At 43.2% G+C, this 16439-nt stretch carries 14 protein-coding genes; 7 read left to right on the plus strand and 7 right to left on the minus strand.

The features are described 5' to 3' along the window. The first annotated feature begins 144 nt into the window (after positions 1-144). The 4 genes from K5620_RS09585 (at position 145) to hemH (ending at position 5252) form a co-directional block, all read left to right on the plus strand. Positions 145-1317, plus strand: a complete 1173-nt coding sequence (locus tag K5620_RS09585) for a sugar ABC transporter substrate-binding protein (protein WP_016401045.1) — start codon at positions 145-147, stop codon at positions 1315-1317. Continuing rightward, positions 1314-3434 (plus strand): GGDEF domain-containing protein, encoded by a 2121-nt coding sequence (locus K5620_RS09590; protein WP_084681756.1) that lies wholly within the window; start codon positions 1314-1316, stop codon positions 3432-3434. The genes K5620_RS09585 and K5620_RS09590 overlap by 4 nt, the downstream gene beginning before the upstream one ends. An 88-nt stretch (positions 3435-3522) precedes the next feature. Continuing rightward, complete coding sequence (adk, locus tag K5620_RS09595) at positions 3523-4167, plus strand: adenylate kinase (RefSeq protein WP_016401043.1); 645 nt, start codon at positions 3523-3525, stop codon at positions 4165-4167. Positions 4168-4265: 98 nt separating this feature from the next. Next, the gene (gene hemH, locus K5620_RS09600) at positions 4266-5252 is read left to right on the plus strand and encodes a ferrochelatase (protein WP_016401042.1); all 987 of its coding nucleotides are present in this window, start codon (positions 4266-4268) and stop codon (positions 5250-5252) included. Between the two features lie 57 nt (positions 5253-5309). Here the strand turns inward: hemH and K5620_RS09605 are convergent, their stop codons facing one another. Then, the gene (locus tag K5620_RS09605) at positions 5310-5672 is read right to left on the minus strand and encodes a DUF2750 domain-containing protein (RefSeq protein ID WP_016401041.1); all 363 of its coding nucleotides are present in this window, start codon (positions 5670-5672) and stop codon (positions 5310-5312) included. 251 nt (positions 5673-5923) lie between these two features. Between K5620_RS09605 and K5620_RS09610 the strand changes: the two genes are divergently transcribed. Beyond that, a complete protein-coding gene (locus tag K5620_RS09610; protein WP_084681754.1) occupies positions 5924-7513 on the plus strand; it encodes an ABC-F family ATPase in 1590 nt (529 codons plus the stop codon). A 652-nt stretch (positions 7514-8165) separates the two neighbouring features. On the opposite strand, the gene K5620_RS09615 is transcribed toward K5620_RS09610, so the two are convergent. The 5 genes from K5620_RS09615 to K5620_RS09635 all read right to left on the minus strand — a co-directional run bounded on the left by K5620_RS09615 (position 8166) and on the right by K5620_RS09635 (position 13113). Then, a complete protein-coding gene (locus K5620_RS09615) occupies positions 8166-8714 on the minus strand; it encodes a hypothetical protein (RefSeq protein WP_040306998.1) in 549 nt (182 codons plus the stop codon). A 570-nt stretch (positions 8715-9284) separates the two neighbouring features. Then, a complete protein-coding gene (gene purB, locus K5620_RS09620; RefSeq protein ID WP_016401038.1) occupies positions 9285-10652 on the minus strand; it encodes an adenylosuccinate lyase in 1368 nt (455 codons plus the stop codon). 18 nt (positions 10653-10670) lie between these two features. After that, positions 10671-11297 carry a high frequency lysogenization protein HflD gene (gene hflD, locus K5620_RS09625; RefSeq protein WP_016401037.1) on the minus strand — a complete coding sequence of 209 codons (627 nt, stop codon included), beginning with the start codon at positions 11295-11297 and terminating at the stop codon, positions 10671-10673. A 3-nt stretch (positions 11298-11300) separates the two neighbouring features. Continuing rightward, entirely contained in the window at positions 11301-12404 is a 1104-nt protein-coding gene (mnmA, locus tag K5620_RS09630; protein WP_040306997.1) for a tRNA 2-thiouridine(34) synthase MnmA, read from the minus strand. Positions 12405-12480: 76 nt separating this feature from the next. Next, positions 12481-13113, minus strand: coding sequence for a pseudouridine synthase (locus K5620_RS09635; RefSeq protein WP_016401035.1), 633 nt, complete (start codon positions 13111-13113; stop codon positions 12481-12483). A 214-nt stretch (positions 13114-13327) separates the two neighbouring features. On the opposite strand from K5620_RS09635, the gene K5620_RS09640 reads away from it, so the two are divergent. Beyond that, entirely contained in the window at positions 13328-15550 is a 2223-nt protein-coding gene (locus K5620_RS09640) for an NADP-dependent isocitrate dehydrogenase (RefSeq protein WP_016401034.1), read from the plus strand. 128 nt (positions 15551-15678) lie between these two features. Here K5620_RS09640 and cspD read toward each other — a convergent pair whose 3' ends face one another. Then, complete coding sequence (cspD, locus tag K5620_RS09645; protein ID WP_016401033.1) at positions 15679-15894, minus strand: cold shock domain-containing protein CspD; 216 nt, start codon at positions 15892-15894, stop codon at positions 15679-15681. A gap of 193 nt (positions 15895-16087) precedes the next feature. Here cspD and clpS point away from each other — a divergent pair, with 193 nt between their 5' ends. Further along, entirely contained in the window at positions 16088-16405 is a 318-nt protein-coding gene (gene clpS, locus K5620_RS09650; protein WP_016401032.1) for an ATP-dependent Clp protease adapter ClpS, read from the plus strand. Positions 16406-16439 lie beyond the last annotated feature (34 nt).

Below are 16439 nucleotides of genomic sequence, written 5' to 3' on the forward strand. Positions count from 1 at the left end.
CAAAAATAAAACGATTATTCATAGACTTGATTGTGGAATTACAGGTCAGATGACTTATAAGCAATTGCGGAGGATGAGTTCACAGATAAAGCACTGAATCGTTGCTACACTAAACAAAAAAATAATAACGGAAAGGTAGCTAACATGCGCAAAGTAGTGCTGATTTTAGGCTTAATGTGTACGATTTCTCAAGCTAACGCAAAAATCACATTGTGGAATGCCCATAACCCATCTCAATACCTCGATAATGCTATTGCTGAATTTGAAAAACAGTCCGGTGTAACCGTTGAAAAAAACAACTTCTTGTCAGAACGATTACGCGAAGAGGTGCTTAACCAAGCCCGCACTAATACCTTGCCAGATATTCTTTACGTGCCTAGTGATTTTGTTGGCATGCACGATTTGATTTCTTTAGCACCGGTGCCTAAAGACTGGATTATTCCGCAAACAGAACCGCGGGTGCTTAAAGCGGGTTTTACCGACAACGAACAATATGGTGTGCCACTATTTCAAGGCAACCACTTAGTACTTTACTACAACAAAGACTTAGTTAAACAGCCCGTAAGCTCTTGGGCAGAGTTATTAGAACAGCAATCAGCGCTTAGCCAAGGTGAGCAACAAGCTATTGTTTGGAACTATTCCGAGATGTATTGGTTTATTCCATTCTTAACCGCATTTCAAGGTTGGCCGCTTAACGACGGAAAAATAACCCTAGATACCAAAGAAATGCAGCAAGCCTTAACGTTCTATAAACAGCTTAAAGATATCGGCTTGGTTGACCCCAAATGTAATCACGATTGCAGTGTAGAACGATTTAAGAACGGTCAGTCAGCTTATATGATTAACGGCGATTGGATTTATAAGGAATTGAAACAAACTATGGATGAGCGGCTAGGTGTAAGCACCTTACCAGATATTGAGGGAAGCCCAATGCTGCCGATGTTTTCTGGTTATGTGTTAGCTTTTCCTCGTCTCTCAACGTCAGATGACAATTACCAACAAATTAAGCAATTTAGTGCATTTATGCAGCAGCAAGAAGCACAAAGCATCATTTATCAACAAGGTGGTTTAATCCCTGCTAATGTTGAATTGGTTTCGAAAATAATCAGTGACAACAACCCCAACGAACAAAACATGTTGAAGCAAATGGAAGATACCAGAGCGATGCCCGGGGATGCCGAAATGACCGTGGTGTGGTTAGCCCTAGAACGGGGCTTTAACCGATATATGGATCATAACTATTCAGTCGAACAAGCTACCCAGTTAATGCAAACCATTGCTGACAAAGAAACTCGCAAACGCGGACGCAAAAAATGACAATAAGACTTCGGTCTATCACATTTTTGTTATTGATCTTCGTAGCCATTATCCCGGTTTCGGTGCTCTCTTTTACCTTATATAAACAGATGTACAATTTTGTTTATCAATCGGTTAATAGCCGTCTGGCGGCTTCTGCAAGCCAGATAACAGCGGAGCTTAAACATAGTAATGAGATTCTCACCAATGGTTTACGTTTGCTTTCTGAGCAAGAGAGTGTAGTAAACGGTATTGACGACCTACTTTATTCGATTCACCTTCCCGATATACTGGGTAACTTTGTGCTCGATGCGCCGCTCATTGAGTCTTTGTACCTGGTAGAAGCCGATGGTTTTGTAGTGGAATCTTATGGCGGTAACATATTGGCACTTGAGCAATCCAATATTCTGCAGCAACGTTTTACCAGTCCCTTCGAAATAAAAGATCTTGAATCAAAAAGTAAGGTCTACTTGGTTGATAACTACTCCTTAGTTGGCAAAAGCGGCCAGCACCATAGTTTGGTGCATGTGGTGCCTATTTACTCAGATCGTGCCATCGACCGTATCGTTGTAAAAGGTTACTTAATAGCGGTAGTGCCGATTTATAAACTAGCGGAAGTTGCTGCCAATCGGCTTGACGACCAAGAGAGCCTCGCAGTGTTCTATCGCGAAGAACAATTGCTTGGGAACCTGATTGGTGATGACGCTTACGATGTTACTCATGCCAGCCGCTTGATTATATCGGGGCGAAATTATCAAAACTCTGTATGGATTAAAATTAAAGTTGGTCAGCGCTTAGAGAGCCTGGCTAATCAAGTTAAAGAAGCAATGGCGCCGGGCATGGCCAGTAGCATTATTGTTATTGGTCTTATTATTGTGGTGGTGATGCTGTTTGCTCATTTAGTGGCAAAAGCATTTGGGCGTTTGTACGGCCTAATTCGAGACTTTGAAAAAGGCCGAAATGCCGAAGCACTGAACAACGGAAAGCTAGTGATTCGAGAGTTTGCCGATGTAGCAAACTTGCTCACCGAAATGAAAGGTACCATTGGAGAGCAGTTAAGAACGGTGAATGAGAAGAATGTTGAGTTAGCACGTATCGACAAACTACGGGCAGGCTACCTAGAAGAAGTTCAAAACTTGAATAGCCAACTTGAGTACAAAGTAGAAGAGCGCACCCGAGACTTAGAACTGTCGATGGATAACCTGGCGCAAAGTAACTTCTTTTTTCAACAGCTTGTGCAATTTAGGCGAGTATTGGAGGCCAGTGAGGGTAACCGACAGATTGCTAATGATGCACTTCGTATATTGTCTATGTGTTTTCCAAATACAGGTTTGGTTATTCACCTACCACAATCGCGTGGTCACCGTATGGTGAACGACAGCTTGTCTGTCGAAGTAGAAAGCTTTGAACAGCTTTCTAATCGTGTGTCAGAGAAATCTCGACAGCGTTGGGACCGATTTAGTATCGAGTTTAAACAACAGTTGGTGAATGTTTTTGGTATTCGCTGCGGTGGCGGAAAAATGGGGTGGCTACTCATTAATGAACCTAAGTTAAGTGAAGAAAACAGTAACCGAATTCTACTGTTTATCACCGAACTCAGTGCATTTTTAGAAAACCGAACGCTAAACGAAGAGTTGGACCATGTTGCCAGAACCGATTCTTTAACCGGTATTAAAAACCGCCAAGCCTTTGATGAATTGCAATTCTCATTAGAAACGCAACTAGATGCCGAAGTTGGCTTATTTATTATTGACGTAAACGGCCTAAAGCAAATGAACGATGAGAAAGGCCATGAGAAAGGTGACCAGCTGATTATTTCTGTGGCGAGAGTGCTATCAGATTGTTGCGAAGGCTTAACGGGAGACTTCTACCGTATTGGTGGTGATGAATTCGCAGCAGTTTTGTCTGGTGAGCAATTAGCATCAGCTAGCGAGCTAAACGCGCGTTTAGCGGCAAGACAAAATAATCAAGTAGGAATAGACCTAAACAGCTTTGGCGGGGAGCCTTTGGTAAGCTTCTCTGTAGGCTACGCGTCAACCACCGACGTAGACTTTAGTGGTTTGTACAAGCTAGCAGATCAGAACATGTATAGTAACAAACAGCGTTATTATGCAGAGCTTCGTCAAACTGAACTTTAGTCGAGCTTCCCTTGTAGTTCTGGCCTCATCAGTGTAAATTCACGTCTCTTGTAAAAGCACTAAAAACTAGACCAAGGAACAGCAAATTATGCGCATTATTCTTTTAGGCGCTCCAGGTGCGGGTAAAGGTACCCAAGCACAATTTATTATGGAGCGTTACGGCATCCCTCAAATCTCTACTGGCGATATGCTTCGCGCCGCTGTAAAAGCTGGCACAGCGTTAGGCATCAAAGCAAAAGAAGTAATGGATGCAGGGCAATTAGTTTCCGATGAGTTGATTATTGGCCTAGTAAAAGAACGTATTCTTGAAGACGATTGCGAAAAAGGCTTTTTGTTAGATGGTTTCCCTCGTACCATCCCTCAAGCTGACGCAATGAAAGAAGCCGGCATTAACATTGATGCGGTATTAGAATTTGACGTAGCCGACGAAGAAATCGTTAAACGCATGAGTGGACGTCGAGTTCACCCAGGCAGCGGCCGTGTTTACCACATTGTTTACAACCCACCTAAGGTTGAAGGTAAAGACGACGTAAGTGGCGAAGACTTAGTTATTCGCCCAGACGACGAAGAAAGCATCGTACGTGACCGACTAGCTATTTACCACGAGCAAACTAAACCATTAGTAAGCTACTACGGTAAAGAAGCTGAGCTAGGCAACAGCAAATACTTCAAACTAGACGGTACTCAGTCTGTTGAAGCAATTAGCAATCAATTAGTTGAATTACTTGATTAATTGCTAATTACTATTTGCAAAAAAAAGCGGCAATTGCCGCTTTTTTTTATGCCTAAAAATGCCGTACACTGTGTTGTCCACTTTTAGGGAATAGTTGAATGTCACAACATGACAACGAGTTAAAATGTGCCGTAGTATTGGTGAACCTAGGAACACCAGATGAAGCGACACCTAACGCCGTAGCGAAGTTTCTGGGGCGTTTTTTATCAGATAAGCGAGTGGTAAACCTGCCTAAGTTATTATGGTTACCACTGTTATATTGCGTTATTTTGCCCTTGCGCTCACGACGTGTTGCCAAGCTTTACCAACAAATTTGGCTAAAGAATGGCTCGCCCCTTAAAGTTATTAGCGAACAAATTCGCAATAAAGTGTCAGCCAAACTTCGCGATAAGTACGAAGTACATTTAGCCATGACTTATAGCTCACCAGATATTAAAGAGGTGGTTAATCAGGTGCTAGATGGGGGGCATCAAAAAGTACTGTTATTGCCGATGTATCCTCAGTATTCGGTATCAACTACTGCTCCGGTTTTTGATGCTTATGCCAAAGCACTTAAAAATACTTACAACTTGCCTGAATTACGCATGGTTAAAGATTACTATGCCGAGCCAGCTTATATTCAAGCTTTAGCAAATTCGATTAAACAGCACTGGGAGTTAACCGCCCGTGGCGAAGTGTTGTTGTTTTCTTTTCATGGTATCCCAGAGCGTTACGCGCGAAATGGCGACCCTTACCCGCAGCAGTGTGAAGATACTGCAGCTAAAGTGGCCGCAGTATTAGGGCTTAAGCAAAATCAGTGGCGCTTATGTTATCAGTCGCGCTTTGGTAAAGATCCATGGGTTAAACCCTATACCGACCAGTTACTGCACCAACTTGCAGAGCAGGGCGTTAAATCGGTAGATGTAATTTCTCCGGCTTTTTCAGCAGATTGCTTAGAGACAATTGAAGAAGTGTCTTGTGAATTGCGAGATGAGTTCTTAGAAGCGGGCGGGGAGCAGTATCATTACATTTCAGCGTTAAATGATAATCCCGAACAAGTTGAGTTGTATTGTCAGTTAATTGAAAAACATACCCAAGGCTGGTAGTTTTTAAATTGAATCTTTAAAGCCTCGCGAGATTTAAGTCTAGCGAGGCTTTTTATCTTAACGGCCTTTACCTAAGGCGTCTTCAAACTCGTAAGGCGACAAAATTAAGCCTTCTTCTTGCTCGTTAGGAAAAACCGCAACATACAGTTCGTCACCGGTCAGGCCTTCGGTCCAGCGGCTACGCCATTTGTTTAGCGATATTGCTTCGGCTTTACAGTGCAGCCAATCTCCAGTCGCCCAAGCGTCGGCAAACTCTTTACTTGGCCACACGGGTACGCAGTCCTCATCTTCAGAGTTAAGCATTACGCAGCCATCATCGTCGATTAAGATCCACAATTGATTTTGAGCTTTGCTTTCTTTAATTAGGTATTGCATGCGTGAATGGCTATCGGCTTTAGCAATGTTATTTGCGTCAGACATGGTTCGTCCTCGTTACGATGATAGGTGGTTAGAATAATCCAAATAAACTAAGCCGTCATATAAAAGCGCTAAGCTAGCTCTTGAGTGCTTAGTTTTACGGCGTATTCGCGGAAAGTGGCTAAGCTTATGTGATCTTTGTCTTAATATGTGCGTTGTTTGAGCAAGTTGTGGCATAATGCGCGACCAAACAATTTAGCCATCAGATTACCCAGCAAAATGCTGGTGTAACGTAACCAAGCGGAATATTTACATTGCTTACTTCTTCTAATATCACCATGCAATTTGGCGCAAAGCCATTGTTCGAAAATGTCTCAGTTAAATTTGGCGAAGGTAACCGTTATGGTCTAATCGGCGCTAATGGCTGTGGTAAATCTACCTTTATGAAAATATTGGGTGGCGATTTAGAGCCAAGTGCCGGCAATGTATCTAAAGATCCAAACGAGCGCATTGGTAAGTTAAAACAGGACCAATTTGCTTACGAAGATAAAGCGGTTATCGATACTGTTATAATGGGTTACGAAGAACTGTGGGCAGTTAAATCTGAGCGCGACGCGATTTATGCCAACCCAGAGATGAGTGAAGAAGACGGCATTCGTGCTGCTGAGCTAGAAGCCGAGTTTGCTGAAATGGACGGTTACACCGCTGAAGCTCGCGCTGGTGAGTTACTGCTAGGTGTTGGCATTCCTATCGAGCAACATTACGGCCCAATGAGCGAAGTAGCACCTGGCTGGAAACTGCGTGTATTGCTAGCCCAAGTATTGTTTGGTGACCCTGATATTATGCTTTTAGATGAGCCTACCAACAACTTGGATATTAATACCATTCGTTGGTTAGAAGGGGTGCTAAACGAGCGTAACTGCACCATGATCATCATCTCGCACGACCGCCACTTCTTAAACAGTGTATGTACCCACATGGCCGATTTGGATTACGGTGAGCTGCGTACTTTCCCTGGTTCTTACGACGAATATATGACCGCTGCAACCCAAGCTCGCGAGCAAATGTTGTCGGACAACGCCAAGAAAAAAGCCCAAATTGCCGAGCTTAAAACCTTTGTTAGCCGTTTCTCTGCTAATGCTTCTAAGTCTAAGCAAGCTACTTCTCGTGCTAAGCAAATTGATAAAATTCAATTGGCCGAAGTTAAACCTTCGAGCCGCCAAAACCCTTACATTCGTTTTGAAGAAGAGAAAAAGCTGCACCGCTTAGCCTTACAAATTGAAGGTTTGGAAAAGAGCTACGAAGAAACCCTGTTCAAAGATCTAGACTTAATGGTTGAAGTAGGCGAGCGTATTGCGGTAATTGGCCCTAACGGTATTGGTAAAACTACCTTCCTTAAATGTTTAGTGGGTGATACTGATTTTGGTGGCAGCATTAAATGGTCTGAAAATGCTCAGCTAGGTTACTATGCACAGGATCATGCAGCCGACTTTGAAGAAGATAAAAACCTGATTGACTGGATGTGGCAATGGGGTAAAGAGGGCGACGACGAGCAAGTGATTCGTGGCACCTTAGGCCGCTTATTGTTCTCACAGCAAGACATTAACAAATCCGTTAAGGTAATCTCTGGTGGTGAGCAAGGCCGTATGCTGTTTGGCAAAATGATTTTGCAAAAGCCAAACATTATGGTGATGGACGAGCCAACCAACCACTTGGACATGGAATCTATTGAGTCACTCAACTTAGCCTTAGAAAACTACCCAGGCACCTTGGTGTTTGTAAGCCACGACCGAGAGTTTGTATCAAGCCTTGCTACGCGTATCATCGAAATGACGCCACAAGGTATTGTAGACTTCCACGGCACTTACGAAGAGTACCTAAAAAGCCAAGGTTTAAACGCCTAGCAGCTTAAATAGAAGTTAATAAAAAGCAGCCATTGGCTGCTTTTTTGTTTTTGCGTCCTTATGCTTGATGGCTTTGTTACGTGTTGCCTACAAGCTCTAATAAAAATTCTGACATTTCTTGGCGTAACTCTAAATTACTACATTTAAGTGCGTTTTCATTTGCTATAGAAGCCCAATTAATTGCTGCACTTTTGTTGTTTAATTCAAGATAACGCTCTGCGAGAGCTAATTGTGACGATGCTAAAAATTCGACTAAGTTTAGTTTTTTAGCAACTTCAATTGCAACTGAATAAATACGAATTGCCTGTTCAGCACTTTTTGTATAGTCAGCTAATGTTTCCCATTGAAATGGATGATCTTTATTTGAGCCTTTGTTTGTTTCACATATTGAGTTTAATTGTTGATAAGTAGCTCAATAGTTTTCAGTTAAACCTGCTCCTGAAGAGTTGGCCAATTCACAAGCTAAATCTAAAACTGAATTATAAATTGCCTGATCAATCATAAAGACACATAACGCCGCGTTAAGTGGTGAGCAACTTAGACCACTGCACATAAAGTATTGTGCCGTAAACACTAAAGCCGAAGCAAAACCCAAAATGCCGAGCGTTGGGAGTCCGTCTTAAACGCTTTGTTATGTGACTTTTCACAATAATCACATTTTAATGATGTAAACCACTGAATAAAACGCAGGTCTATTGTCTCCCCCGTGATTATGGCTCCCATCAGGTCTAATTGCATGTTTGATCTGATATGGATTTTGATAACCTCTGCGTGTATCCCAATTAATTTCTCCTGGTATATAACCTGCAAAGCCACTAGTTCTCCCACCATGACTATGCTCACCATCCATTGCTATACTGTTAGCTCCACCAACGTTACCAGAACTGCTAGCATCTCTAGCCCCCATAATAAAACGGTTAGTTAAATCAGGAGTTCCATTTTTTCCGTTGCAGATTTTCCAACCGCTAGGAAGTTCTCTGGTTTTCCCTGTGGGTACTCCATTAAAGTCTCGTATAACTGGATCCCAAGCTAAAATACTACCTTTTGGCATTTCAATTACTTGTGGAGCCAGATTTTCTGCATCTTTGATCTTTTTTTCGACTCGATCATCTAGAAAATTTAGAACACCTATACCAGCAATAAACGCGCTAATGACACAACTCAGCAGCCATAACCATGGGTTGGATGTGATATCTTTCATTTAATCCTCAACAATTTTCTGGAAACACGCTAGTACAAAGTATTGCACTCAGTCCCGCTATATGAAAAAAATCTGATTAAATTTATTCAGATGACTCCTGCTATTCTTATCTATTGCAGAATAGTGAAATAGTCTTCAGCACATAACATTTGTATATTGCGCATGCGCGTTTACCTTGTTAGACCAGTGAAAACGCGCATAGCTAATTATTTGAATTGAGTGAAGAATTAAGAATAAGGCTCAATACGCTTTCTGGCAAAACGCGTATGCAAAGTTAACAAACCTATTATTTAATTAACACTAAGCTAAGTGTTTGATACTACGCTTGTATTTTTTTTAGCTCAAGGCTAAACGCGCACAATCTATCAAATTATTAGCTCAAAAACGCAAAAAATTAATAATGCTGTATGCATAGCCAGTAAATAGCCAGCGTTACGTTGCTGGTGATGTTGCCTGTAGCTGGATTGAATAGAGAAATTTAGTGAAGTAAGGCAAATAAAAAAGCCACAACATCTGTTGTGGCTTTTGGTATTAACTAGGCCTTAAGCGAGAGGCTATAGGCCGCAGTTATTACAGCTGGTCTACTAGCTTAACCGCATCACCGATGTAGTTGGCTGGGGTCATTTTCTTCAGCTCGTCTTTGGCTGACTCTGGCATGTCTAAACCATCGATAAATTCACGCATGGCTTGTGCGTCTACACGCTTACCACGAGTAAGTTCTTTTAACTTCTCGTAAGGTTTTTCGATGCCGTAGCGGCGCATAACGGTTTGCACAGGCTCGGCTAAAACTTCCCAGTTGCTATCTAAATCGCTAAGTAGGTTTTCTTCGTTTACTTGTAGCTTGCTCACACCTTTAAGGGTGGCTTGATAGGCGATTAACGAGTAACCCATGGCTACACCAAGGTTACGCAATACCGTTGAGTCTGTAAGGTCACGCTGCCAGCGAGAAACCGGTAATTTAGCCGCTAGGTGGCCAAACAAGGCGTTAGCAATACCTAGGTTACCTTCTGAGTTTTCAAAATCGATTGGGTTAACTTTGTGCGGCATCGTTGATGAGCCAATTTCACCAGCAATGGTTTTTTGCTTAAAGTGACCTAGGCAAATGTAGCCCCAAATGTCGCGGTCAAAGTCTAGCAAAATGGTGTTGAAGCGAGCGATGGCATCGTATAGCTCGGCGATGTAATCGTGTGGCTCAATCTGCGTAGTGTAGGGGTTCCATTGTACACCTAGGCTGGTAACAAATTCTTCTGAGAATTGGTGCCAGTCTACTTCTGGGTAAGCAGAGATGTGCGCGTTGTAGTTACCTACGGCGCCGTTAATTTTACCCAGTACTTCTACCGCTTCAATTTGCTTAAGTTGGCGACGTAAACGAGCAACTACGTTGGCCATTTCTTTGCCCATGGTGCTTGGCGAAGCTGGTTGGCCGTGGGTGCGTGAAAGTAGCGGGGTTGCACGTAGCTCTTTTGCTAGCTCGGTGATTGAATCAATAAGCTTTTGTAGGTAAGGCACTAATACTTCGTTACGTGCTTCGTTAAGCATTAACGCGTGCGAAAGGTTGTTAATGTCTTCAGAAGTACAAGCAAAGTGGATGAACTCTGATACAGCATCAAGCTCAGCATTTGCCGCTACTTTTTCTTTTAAGAAGTACTCAACCGCTTTTACGTCGTGGTTAGTGGTACGCTCAATTTCTTTAACGCGCGCAGCGTCTGCTTCGTTAAAGTTGTCGTTAATGCTATCTAGAAACGCGATAGCTTCAGGAGAGAAGCTTGGTACTTCAGCAATGTTTTGCTGTTGAGCAAGTTTTTGTAACCAACGAATTTCTACTCGTACGCGGTATTTAATTAAGCCAAACTCGCTAAAAATACTACGTAGTTCAGAAGTTTTATCCCCGTAGCGTCCGTCTATCGGGGAAATGGCTGTCAAGGCCGACAGTTCCATGGTGATCTCCTAAATTAACTAATCAATGGTGTGTAAAAGTTGTGTTGTTTGCTGCAAGTAGTTTTTACGTGAAAACAGTAGCTGGCGTCGTTGGCCGCCTAATTGGCGCCACAATACACTGGCGCGAATACCGGCTAGCAGTAGCGCGCGAACTTTATGTTGTACTACCGGTTGCTGCAAGTAACTCACGTTTCCGGCTACTTGAATACGCGGACCAAGCGGGCTAATAATGTCGCTGTAAATGTCGGCAATTCCGCCCAGTACTTGTTGGTCTAGCAAATCAAAATGCTGTAGTTGTCTATCTAGTTGGCCAATACGTTCGCCCATCATGTTCATTAAGTCTGGGCGTTTATTTAAACGGCGCTCTAGGGCCAACAAGCTAACCAGGTAACGTGTGATTTCGGCGTTACGCTTTTCTTGTTGGTTGCTCAGTTGGCCGCTCATTACACCTAGGCCTAGCTTAAGTTGCTCTAAAGAGCCAAATACTTCAACGGTTTCGTTGGGGTTGGTTATTAGAATACTACCTAAGCTGGTTTTTAAACCTGCTTCGTCGCAGTTGCTGGTTCTGGCTACGTCTTGCACCAGTTTAGCGGCTTGGCAGATCCCAGCAAAAGCGATAACGCGGTCGTTGATTGCATTGCTCATAGGCTATAGGCCAATCTTTTGTTCAATGATACCGCCGCCTAAACATACTTCGTTTAGATAAAATACTGCTGATTGTCCTGGAGTAACCGCTATTTGCGGCTCATCGAATACCACTTCAATCTCGTCGTTTTCACGCGGGATAATGGTGCAGGCAACGTCTTGCTGGCGATAACGAATTTTAACGCTACAACGCAGTTCTTCGGTGATGGTTTTGCGGTCTACCCAATGTAATTGGCCTGCAATAAGTGCACGCGATTTTAGGCGAGGGTGATCGTGCCCTTGGCCAACAATCAGCACGTTGCGCTCAATGTCTTTATCTACGGTGTACCAAGGCGTCTCGTCACCGTCTTTGGTGCCGCCTATGCCTAAACCTTTACGTTGGCCTAGGGTGTGGTACATCAAACCTTGGTGCTTACCTATGACTTTGCCTTCACAGGTTTCAATATCACCCGGTTGAGCTGGTAGGTATTGGGCTAGGAAGTCAGTAAACTTACGCTCGCCAATAAAGCATATACCTGTGGAGTCTTTTTTGTTGGCGGTGATAAGGCCTTGTTCTTCGGCAATGCGGCGCACTTCTGGCTTTTCTATTTCGCCTACTGGGAAGAGTGTTTGCGCAATATGCTTTTCTTCTAGCGTATACAAGAAGTAGCTTTGATCTTTATTGCTGTCTAGGCCGCGTAGCATTTGCCAGTGTCCGTCTTGAAAACGGCGCTGCACATAGTGGCCAGTGGCGATGTAGTCGGCAGACAATTCTTCTGCGGCAAATTCCAAAAATGCCTTAAACTTAATTTCCTTGTTACACATAATGTCTGGATTCGGCGTGCGACCCGCTTTGTACTCTTCGAGGAAGTGTTCAAATACGTTATCCCAGTATTCTGCTGAGAAGTTAATGGTATGTAGCTTTATACCTAATTTGTCACACACAGCTTGAGCGTCGGCTAAATCTTCTGCCGCTGCACAGTATTCGCTGTTATCGTCTTCTTCCCAGTTCTTCATAAAAAGACCTTCAACCTGATAGCCTTGCTGAATAAGCAAGTAGGCTGAAACGGAAGAGTCAACGCCGCCGGACATACCGACAATCACTTTTTTAGTGTTGTTTGAGTTCATGCTAACTTGTTGGGAAAAATTTGCGGCGAATTCTACCAGAAAAACTGTGACGAAAACAGCATTTCAGCATGTCGTTCTAAGAGAGCTCTTCACCCACTAATTGTTGGTAACTGCCGTTGTCTATTCCATCTAAGGTATAGCGACCAATTTGATAGCGAACCAAGCGCAGGGTGGGGAAGCCAATAGCTGCTGTCATGCGCCGAACCTGCCTATTTCGGCCTTCTTTAATGCTAATGCTTAACCAAGTTGTTGGAATGGATTTACGCTCTCGAACTGGTGGATTGCGTGGCCATAAATTTGGTTCATCCATAAGCGCTACTTTGGCCGGTAAACAGGGGCCGTCTTTTAGCACAATGCCTTTACGCAAGGGCTCCAAATCAACATCTTTAGGCACGCCTTCAACTTGCACCCAGTAGGTTTTTGCGGTTTTAGCTTTAGGGTTGGCAAGTTTATGTTGCAGTTTCCCGTCGTTTGTTAACAGCAACAAGCCTTCACTATCTCTGTCTAACCGACCGGCAGCATATACATCGGGAATGTCGACAAAGTCTTTTAAGGTAGCTCTGCCTTGCCCATCGGTAAACTGGCTAAGTACATCAAAGGGTTTGTTGAACAGAACTAAACGGCGCGGGCCATTGAGCGGTTTAACTGATTTGGTCTCAGCCTTTCGTTTAAAACGACGCGACTGTTGGGGTTTTGCAAACTTATTCATGGCGGCAATTGTAACATCTAATGGATGTACCACTAGTAAAACAATGTTAAAGCGTTTGTAAATGGTTTATTATTTTGGCCGAATTATTGGACGGTGAGTAGATAAGTAAACAAACTTTGTAGTTTTTTATTGCTTGCTAACCACCTCGCAGACTCGATCATTTGTATAAAAATGGCAGCCATTGCGAGAGCAACCACAACTTTTAGGGACCGACATGACGTCAAAGATTATTTATACCTTAACGGACGAAGCGCCAGCCTTAGCTACGTATTCACTGCTACCTATTGTACAAGCGTTTACTAATGCTGCTGGTGTTGATGTAGAAACCCGTGATATTTCTTTAGCCGGCCGAATTATTGCTAGCTTTCCTGAATGTTTAACCGAGCAACAACAGATCTCTGATGCCTTAGCTGAGCTAGGTGAATTAGCTAAAAAGCCAGAAGCTAACATTATTAAGCTGCCTAATATCAGTGCTTCGGTTCCGCAACTAAAAGCGGCCATTAAAGAGTTACAAGCTCAAGGTTACGCGTTGCCAGATTACCCAGAAGAGCCAAGCAATGATCAAGAGCGTGACGCTAAAGCCAAATACGACAAAGTAAAAGGTAGCGCAGTTAACCCTGTATTGCGTGAAGGTAACTCAGACCGCCGTGCACCTGGTTCTGTTAAGCAATACGCGCGTAACAATCCGCATTCAATGGGAGCATGGTCGAAAGATTCGTTAAGCCATGTTGCTAGCATGAACCAAGGTGATTTTTACGGCAGCGAAGTTTCTGCCACTATCCAAGAAGCTGGCTCTGTAGCTATTCAGTTAAAAACTGAGGCTGGTGAAACCATCACCTTAAAAGAAGCTTTTCCAGTATTAGCAGGCGAAGTAATTGATGCTGCTGCACTAAACGTTGCGGAGCTTTCTTCTTTTATTGAAGCTGAAATCGAAGATGCTAAAGCCAAAGGCATTTTGTTCTCGCTACACATGAAAGCAACCATGATGAAGGTATCAGACCCAATCATCTTTGGTCATGTTGTTAAAGTATTCTTTAAAGATGTATTTGCTAAGTACGGCGAGCTGTTTGATGAGCTAGGTGTTGATGTAAGCAATGGCTTAGGTGATGTTTATGCAAAAATTCAACAGTTAGACGCTGCTAAGCAAGAAGAAATTAAAGCCGCAATTGACGCGGTATACGCGCAGCGCCCAGGCCTAGCAATGGTTGATTCAGATAAAGGCATCACTAACTTACACGTACCAAGCGATGTAATTATTGATGCGTCTATGCCTGCAATGATCCGCGCATCTGGTCAAATGTGGAATGCAGAAGGCAAGCAACAAGATACGAAAGCGGTTATCCCAGATCGCAGCTACGCAAGTGTTTACCAGCAAACCATCGATTTCTGTAAAGAGAATGGTGCATTCAACCCAACTACCATGGGCTCTGTAGCAAACGTTGGTTTAATGGCGCAAAAAGCTGAAGAGTACGGTTCACACGATAAAACCTTCACTGCACCAGCTGCTGGTACCGTTGAAGTTGTTGACCAAAATGGCCAAGTTGTACTTAGCCAAGCGGTTAAGCAAGGCGACATTTTCAGAATGTGCCAAGTTAAAGATGCACCAATCCGTGATTGGGTGAAACTGGCGGTTAACCGCGCTCGCTTAACTAATACTCCAGCAGTATTCTGGTTAGACGCAAATCGTGCTCACGATGCGCAACTCATTCGCAAAGTTGAGCAGTACTTGGCTGAACACGATACTAGCGGTTTAGAAATTAAAGTACTTGCCCCAAGCGAAGCAACACAATTCTCGTTAGAGCGAGTTAAGCAGGGCTTAGACACTATTTCTGTAACAGGTAACGTATTACGTGACTACCTAACCGATTTGTTCCCAATTCTTGAGCTAGGTACTTCAGCTAAAATGCTGTCGATTGTACCGCTTATGAACGGCGGTGGTTTGTTCGAAACCGGTGCTGGCGGTTCTGCGCCTAAGCACGTGCAGCAGTTTGAAAAAGAAAACCATCTACGTTGGGATTCTTTAGGTGAGTTCTTGGCTCTATCTGCATCTTTAGAGCACCTAGGGCAAGTAACTAACAATGCTAAAGCAGCGGTACTAGCTAGTACGCTTGATAAAGCTACTGGTACTTTCTTGGATGAAAACAAATCGCCTTCACGTAAGGTGAAAGAGTTGGATAACCGCGGTAGTCATTTCTACTTATGTTTGTACTGGGCTCAGTGCTTAGCAGAGCAAAATGATGACCAAGAGTTGAAAGCTATATTTGCTGAAGTAGCGCAAAAGTTGGTAAGCCAAGAAGCTGAAATTGTTGAGCAGCTAAACGCCGCTCAAGGGCCTGCAGTAGACCTAAACGGCTACTACCAGCCTGATAGCACTAAAGCGGCTGCAGCAATGCGCCCAAGTGCCTTGTTTAACGATGTTATTGATAGCTTACGTTAGGCTTAGCTTTATTTGAACAAAGCCGATGCTTAGCCATCGGCTTTTTTGTGTTTGAAATAAAATTTACAAACGCGCAATAAAAAACCAGTCGTTAAGACTGGTTTTTTGTTTAGCTGCTGCAGCGAGCGCTAGTTTTGACTGTCGTCGAAAACAATGCTTACTGCGTGGCTACCTTTGGGGCCTTGCTGAGTTTCAAATTGTACTGGCTGGCCAGCTTTAAGAGTGCGATACCCTTCCATTTGAATCGTCGAATAGTGAGCGAAGATATCTTCTCCACCTGTATCCGGGCAAATAAAACCAAATCCTTTTGCGTTGTTAAACCACTTAACTGTTCCGCTTGGCATACGACATATCCCTATTAAATTTATCTACCAAACTGACCGAGCTGGTCACTTTTGACGCAACTTTGAGTCAGCTGTTTAACAATTTAGTAAAATATTTACTACAGTCAAGTTTTCAGAGTACTTTTCTACTAGCCTTGTTAACTCAAAGCGGTTATGTTGAGAACAGAGACGCGTTTTTACTACTATAGTTTTTATGAGCAAATTATCTGATTGGTTAGATGTAGAAGAAATAACCAAACAAGCAAAAAGTGAGACGGCACCCCCACCAATGTATAAGGTGGTTTTAAATAATGACGACTATACTCCTATGGAGTTCGTTATTGAGGTGTTGCAGTTGTATTTTAATATGGATTTGGACAAAGCAACCCAAATAATGCTTACCATTCATTACAAAGGTAAAGGAGTTTGTGGGGTTTTCACGGCCGAAGTAGCTGAAACCAAAGCTGCACAAGTAAATAGTTATGCCAAACAAAATGACCATCCCTTGATGTGCACTATGGAGAAAGCATAGCTAAGTAGTATTGATTGTCTTTAGGGGGCCTATG

This window comes from Agarivorans albus (genome assembly GCF_019670105.1).
In the GTDB taxonomy this organism is placed as follows: Bacteria; Pseudomonadota; Gammaproteobacteria; order Enterobacterales; family Celerinatantimonadaceae; genus Agarivorans; species Agarivorans albus.

Excerpts from the sequence above, each read along its gene's own strand:
- K5620_RS09590 (WP_084681756.1), top strand. The coding sequence starts at position 1,314 with ATGACAATAAGACTTCGGTCTATCACATTTTTGTTATTGATCTTCGTA.
- clpS (WP_016401032.1), top strand. The coding sequence starts at position 16,088 with ATGAGCAAATTATCTGATTGGTTAGATGTAGAAGAAATAACCAAACAA.
- K5620_RS09605 (WP_016401041.1), bottom strand. The coding sequence starts at position 5,672 with ATGTCTGACGCAAATAACATTGCTAAAGCCGATAGCCATTCACGCATG.
- K5620_RS09585 (WP_016401045.1), top strand. The coding sequence starts at position 145 with ATGCGCAAAGTAGTGCTGATTTTAGGCTTAATGTGTACGATTTCTCAA.
- cspD (WP_016401033.1), bottom strand. The coding sequence starts at position 15,894 with ATGCCAAGCGGAACAGTTAAGTGGTTTAACAACGCAAAAGGATTTGGT.
- hflD (WP_016401037.1), bottom strand. The coding sequence starts at position 11,297 with ATGAGCAATGCAATCAACGACCGCGTTATCGCTTTTGCTGGGATCTGC.
- adk (WP_016401043.1), top strand. The coding sequence starts at position 3,523 with ATGCGCATTATTCTTTTAGGCGCTCCAGGTGCGGGTAAAGGTACCCAA.
- purB (WP_016401038.1), bottom strand. The coding sequence starts at position 10,652 with ATGGAACTGTCGGCCTTGACAGCCATTTCCCCGATAGACGGACGCTAC.
- hemH (WP_016401042.1), top strand. The coding sequence starts at position 4,266 with ATGTCACAACATGACAACGAGTTAAAATGTGCCGTAGTATTGGTGAAC.
- K5620_RS09615 (WP_040306998.1), bottom strand. The coding sequence starts at position 8,714 with ATGAAAGATATCACATCCAACCCATGGTTATGGCTGCTGAGTTGTGTC.
- K5620_RS09635 (WP_016401035.1), bottom strand. The coding sequence starts at position 13,113 with ATGAATAAGTTTGCAAAACCCCAACAGTCGCGTCGTTTTAAACGAAAG.
- mnmA (WP_040306997.1), bottom strand. The coding sequence starts at position 12,404 with ATGAACTCAAACAACACTAAAAAAGTGATTGTCGGTATGTCCGGCGGC.
- K5620_RS09640 (WP_016401034.1), top strand. The coding sequence starts at position 13,328 with ATGACGTCAAAGATTATTTATACCTTAACGGACGAAGCGCCAGCCTTA.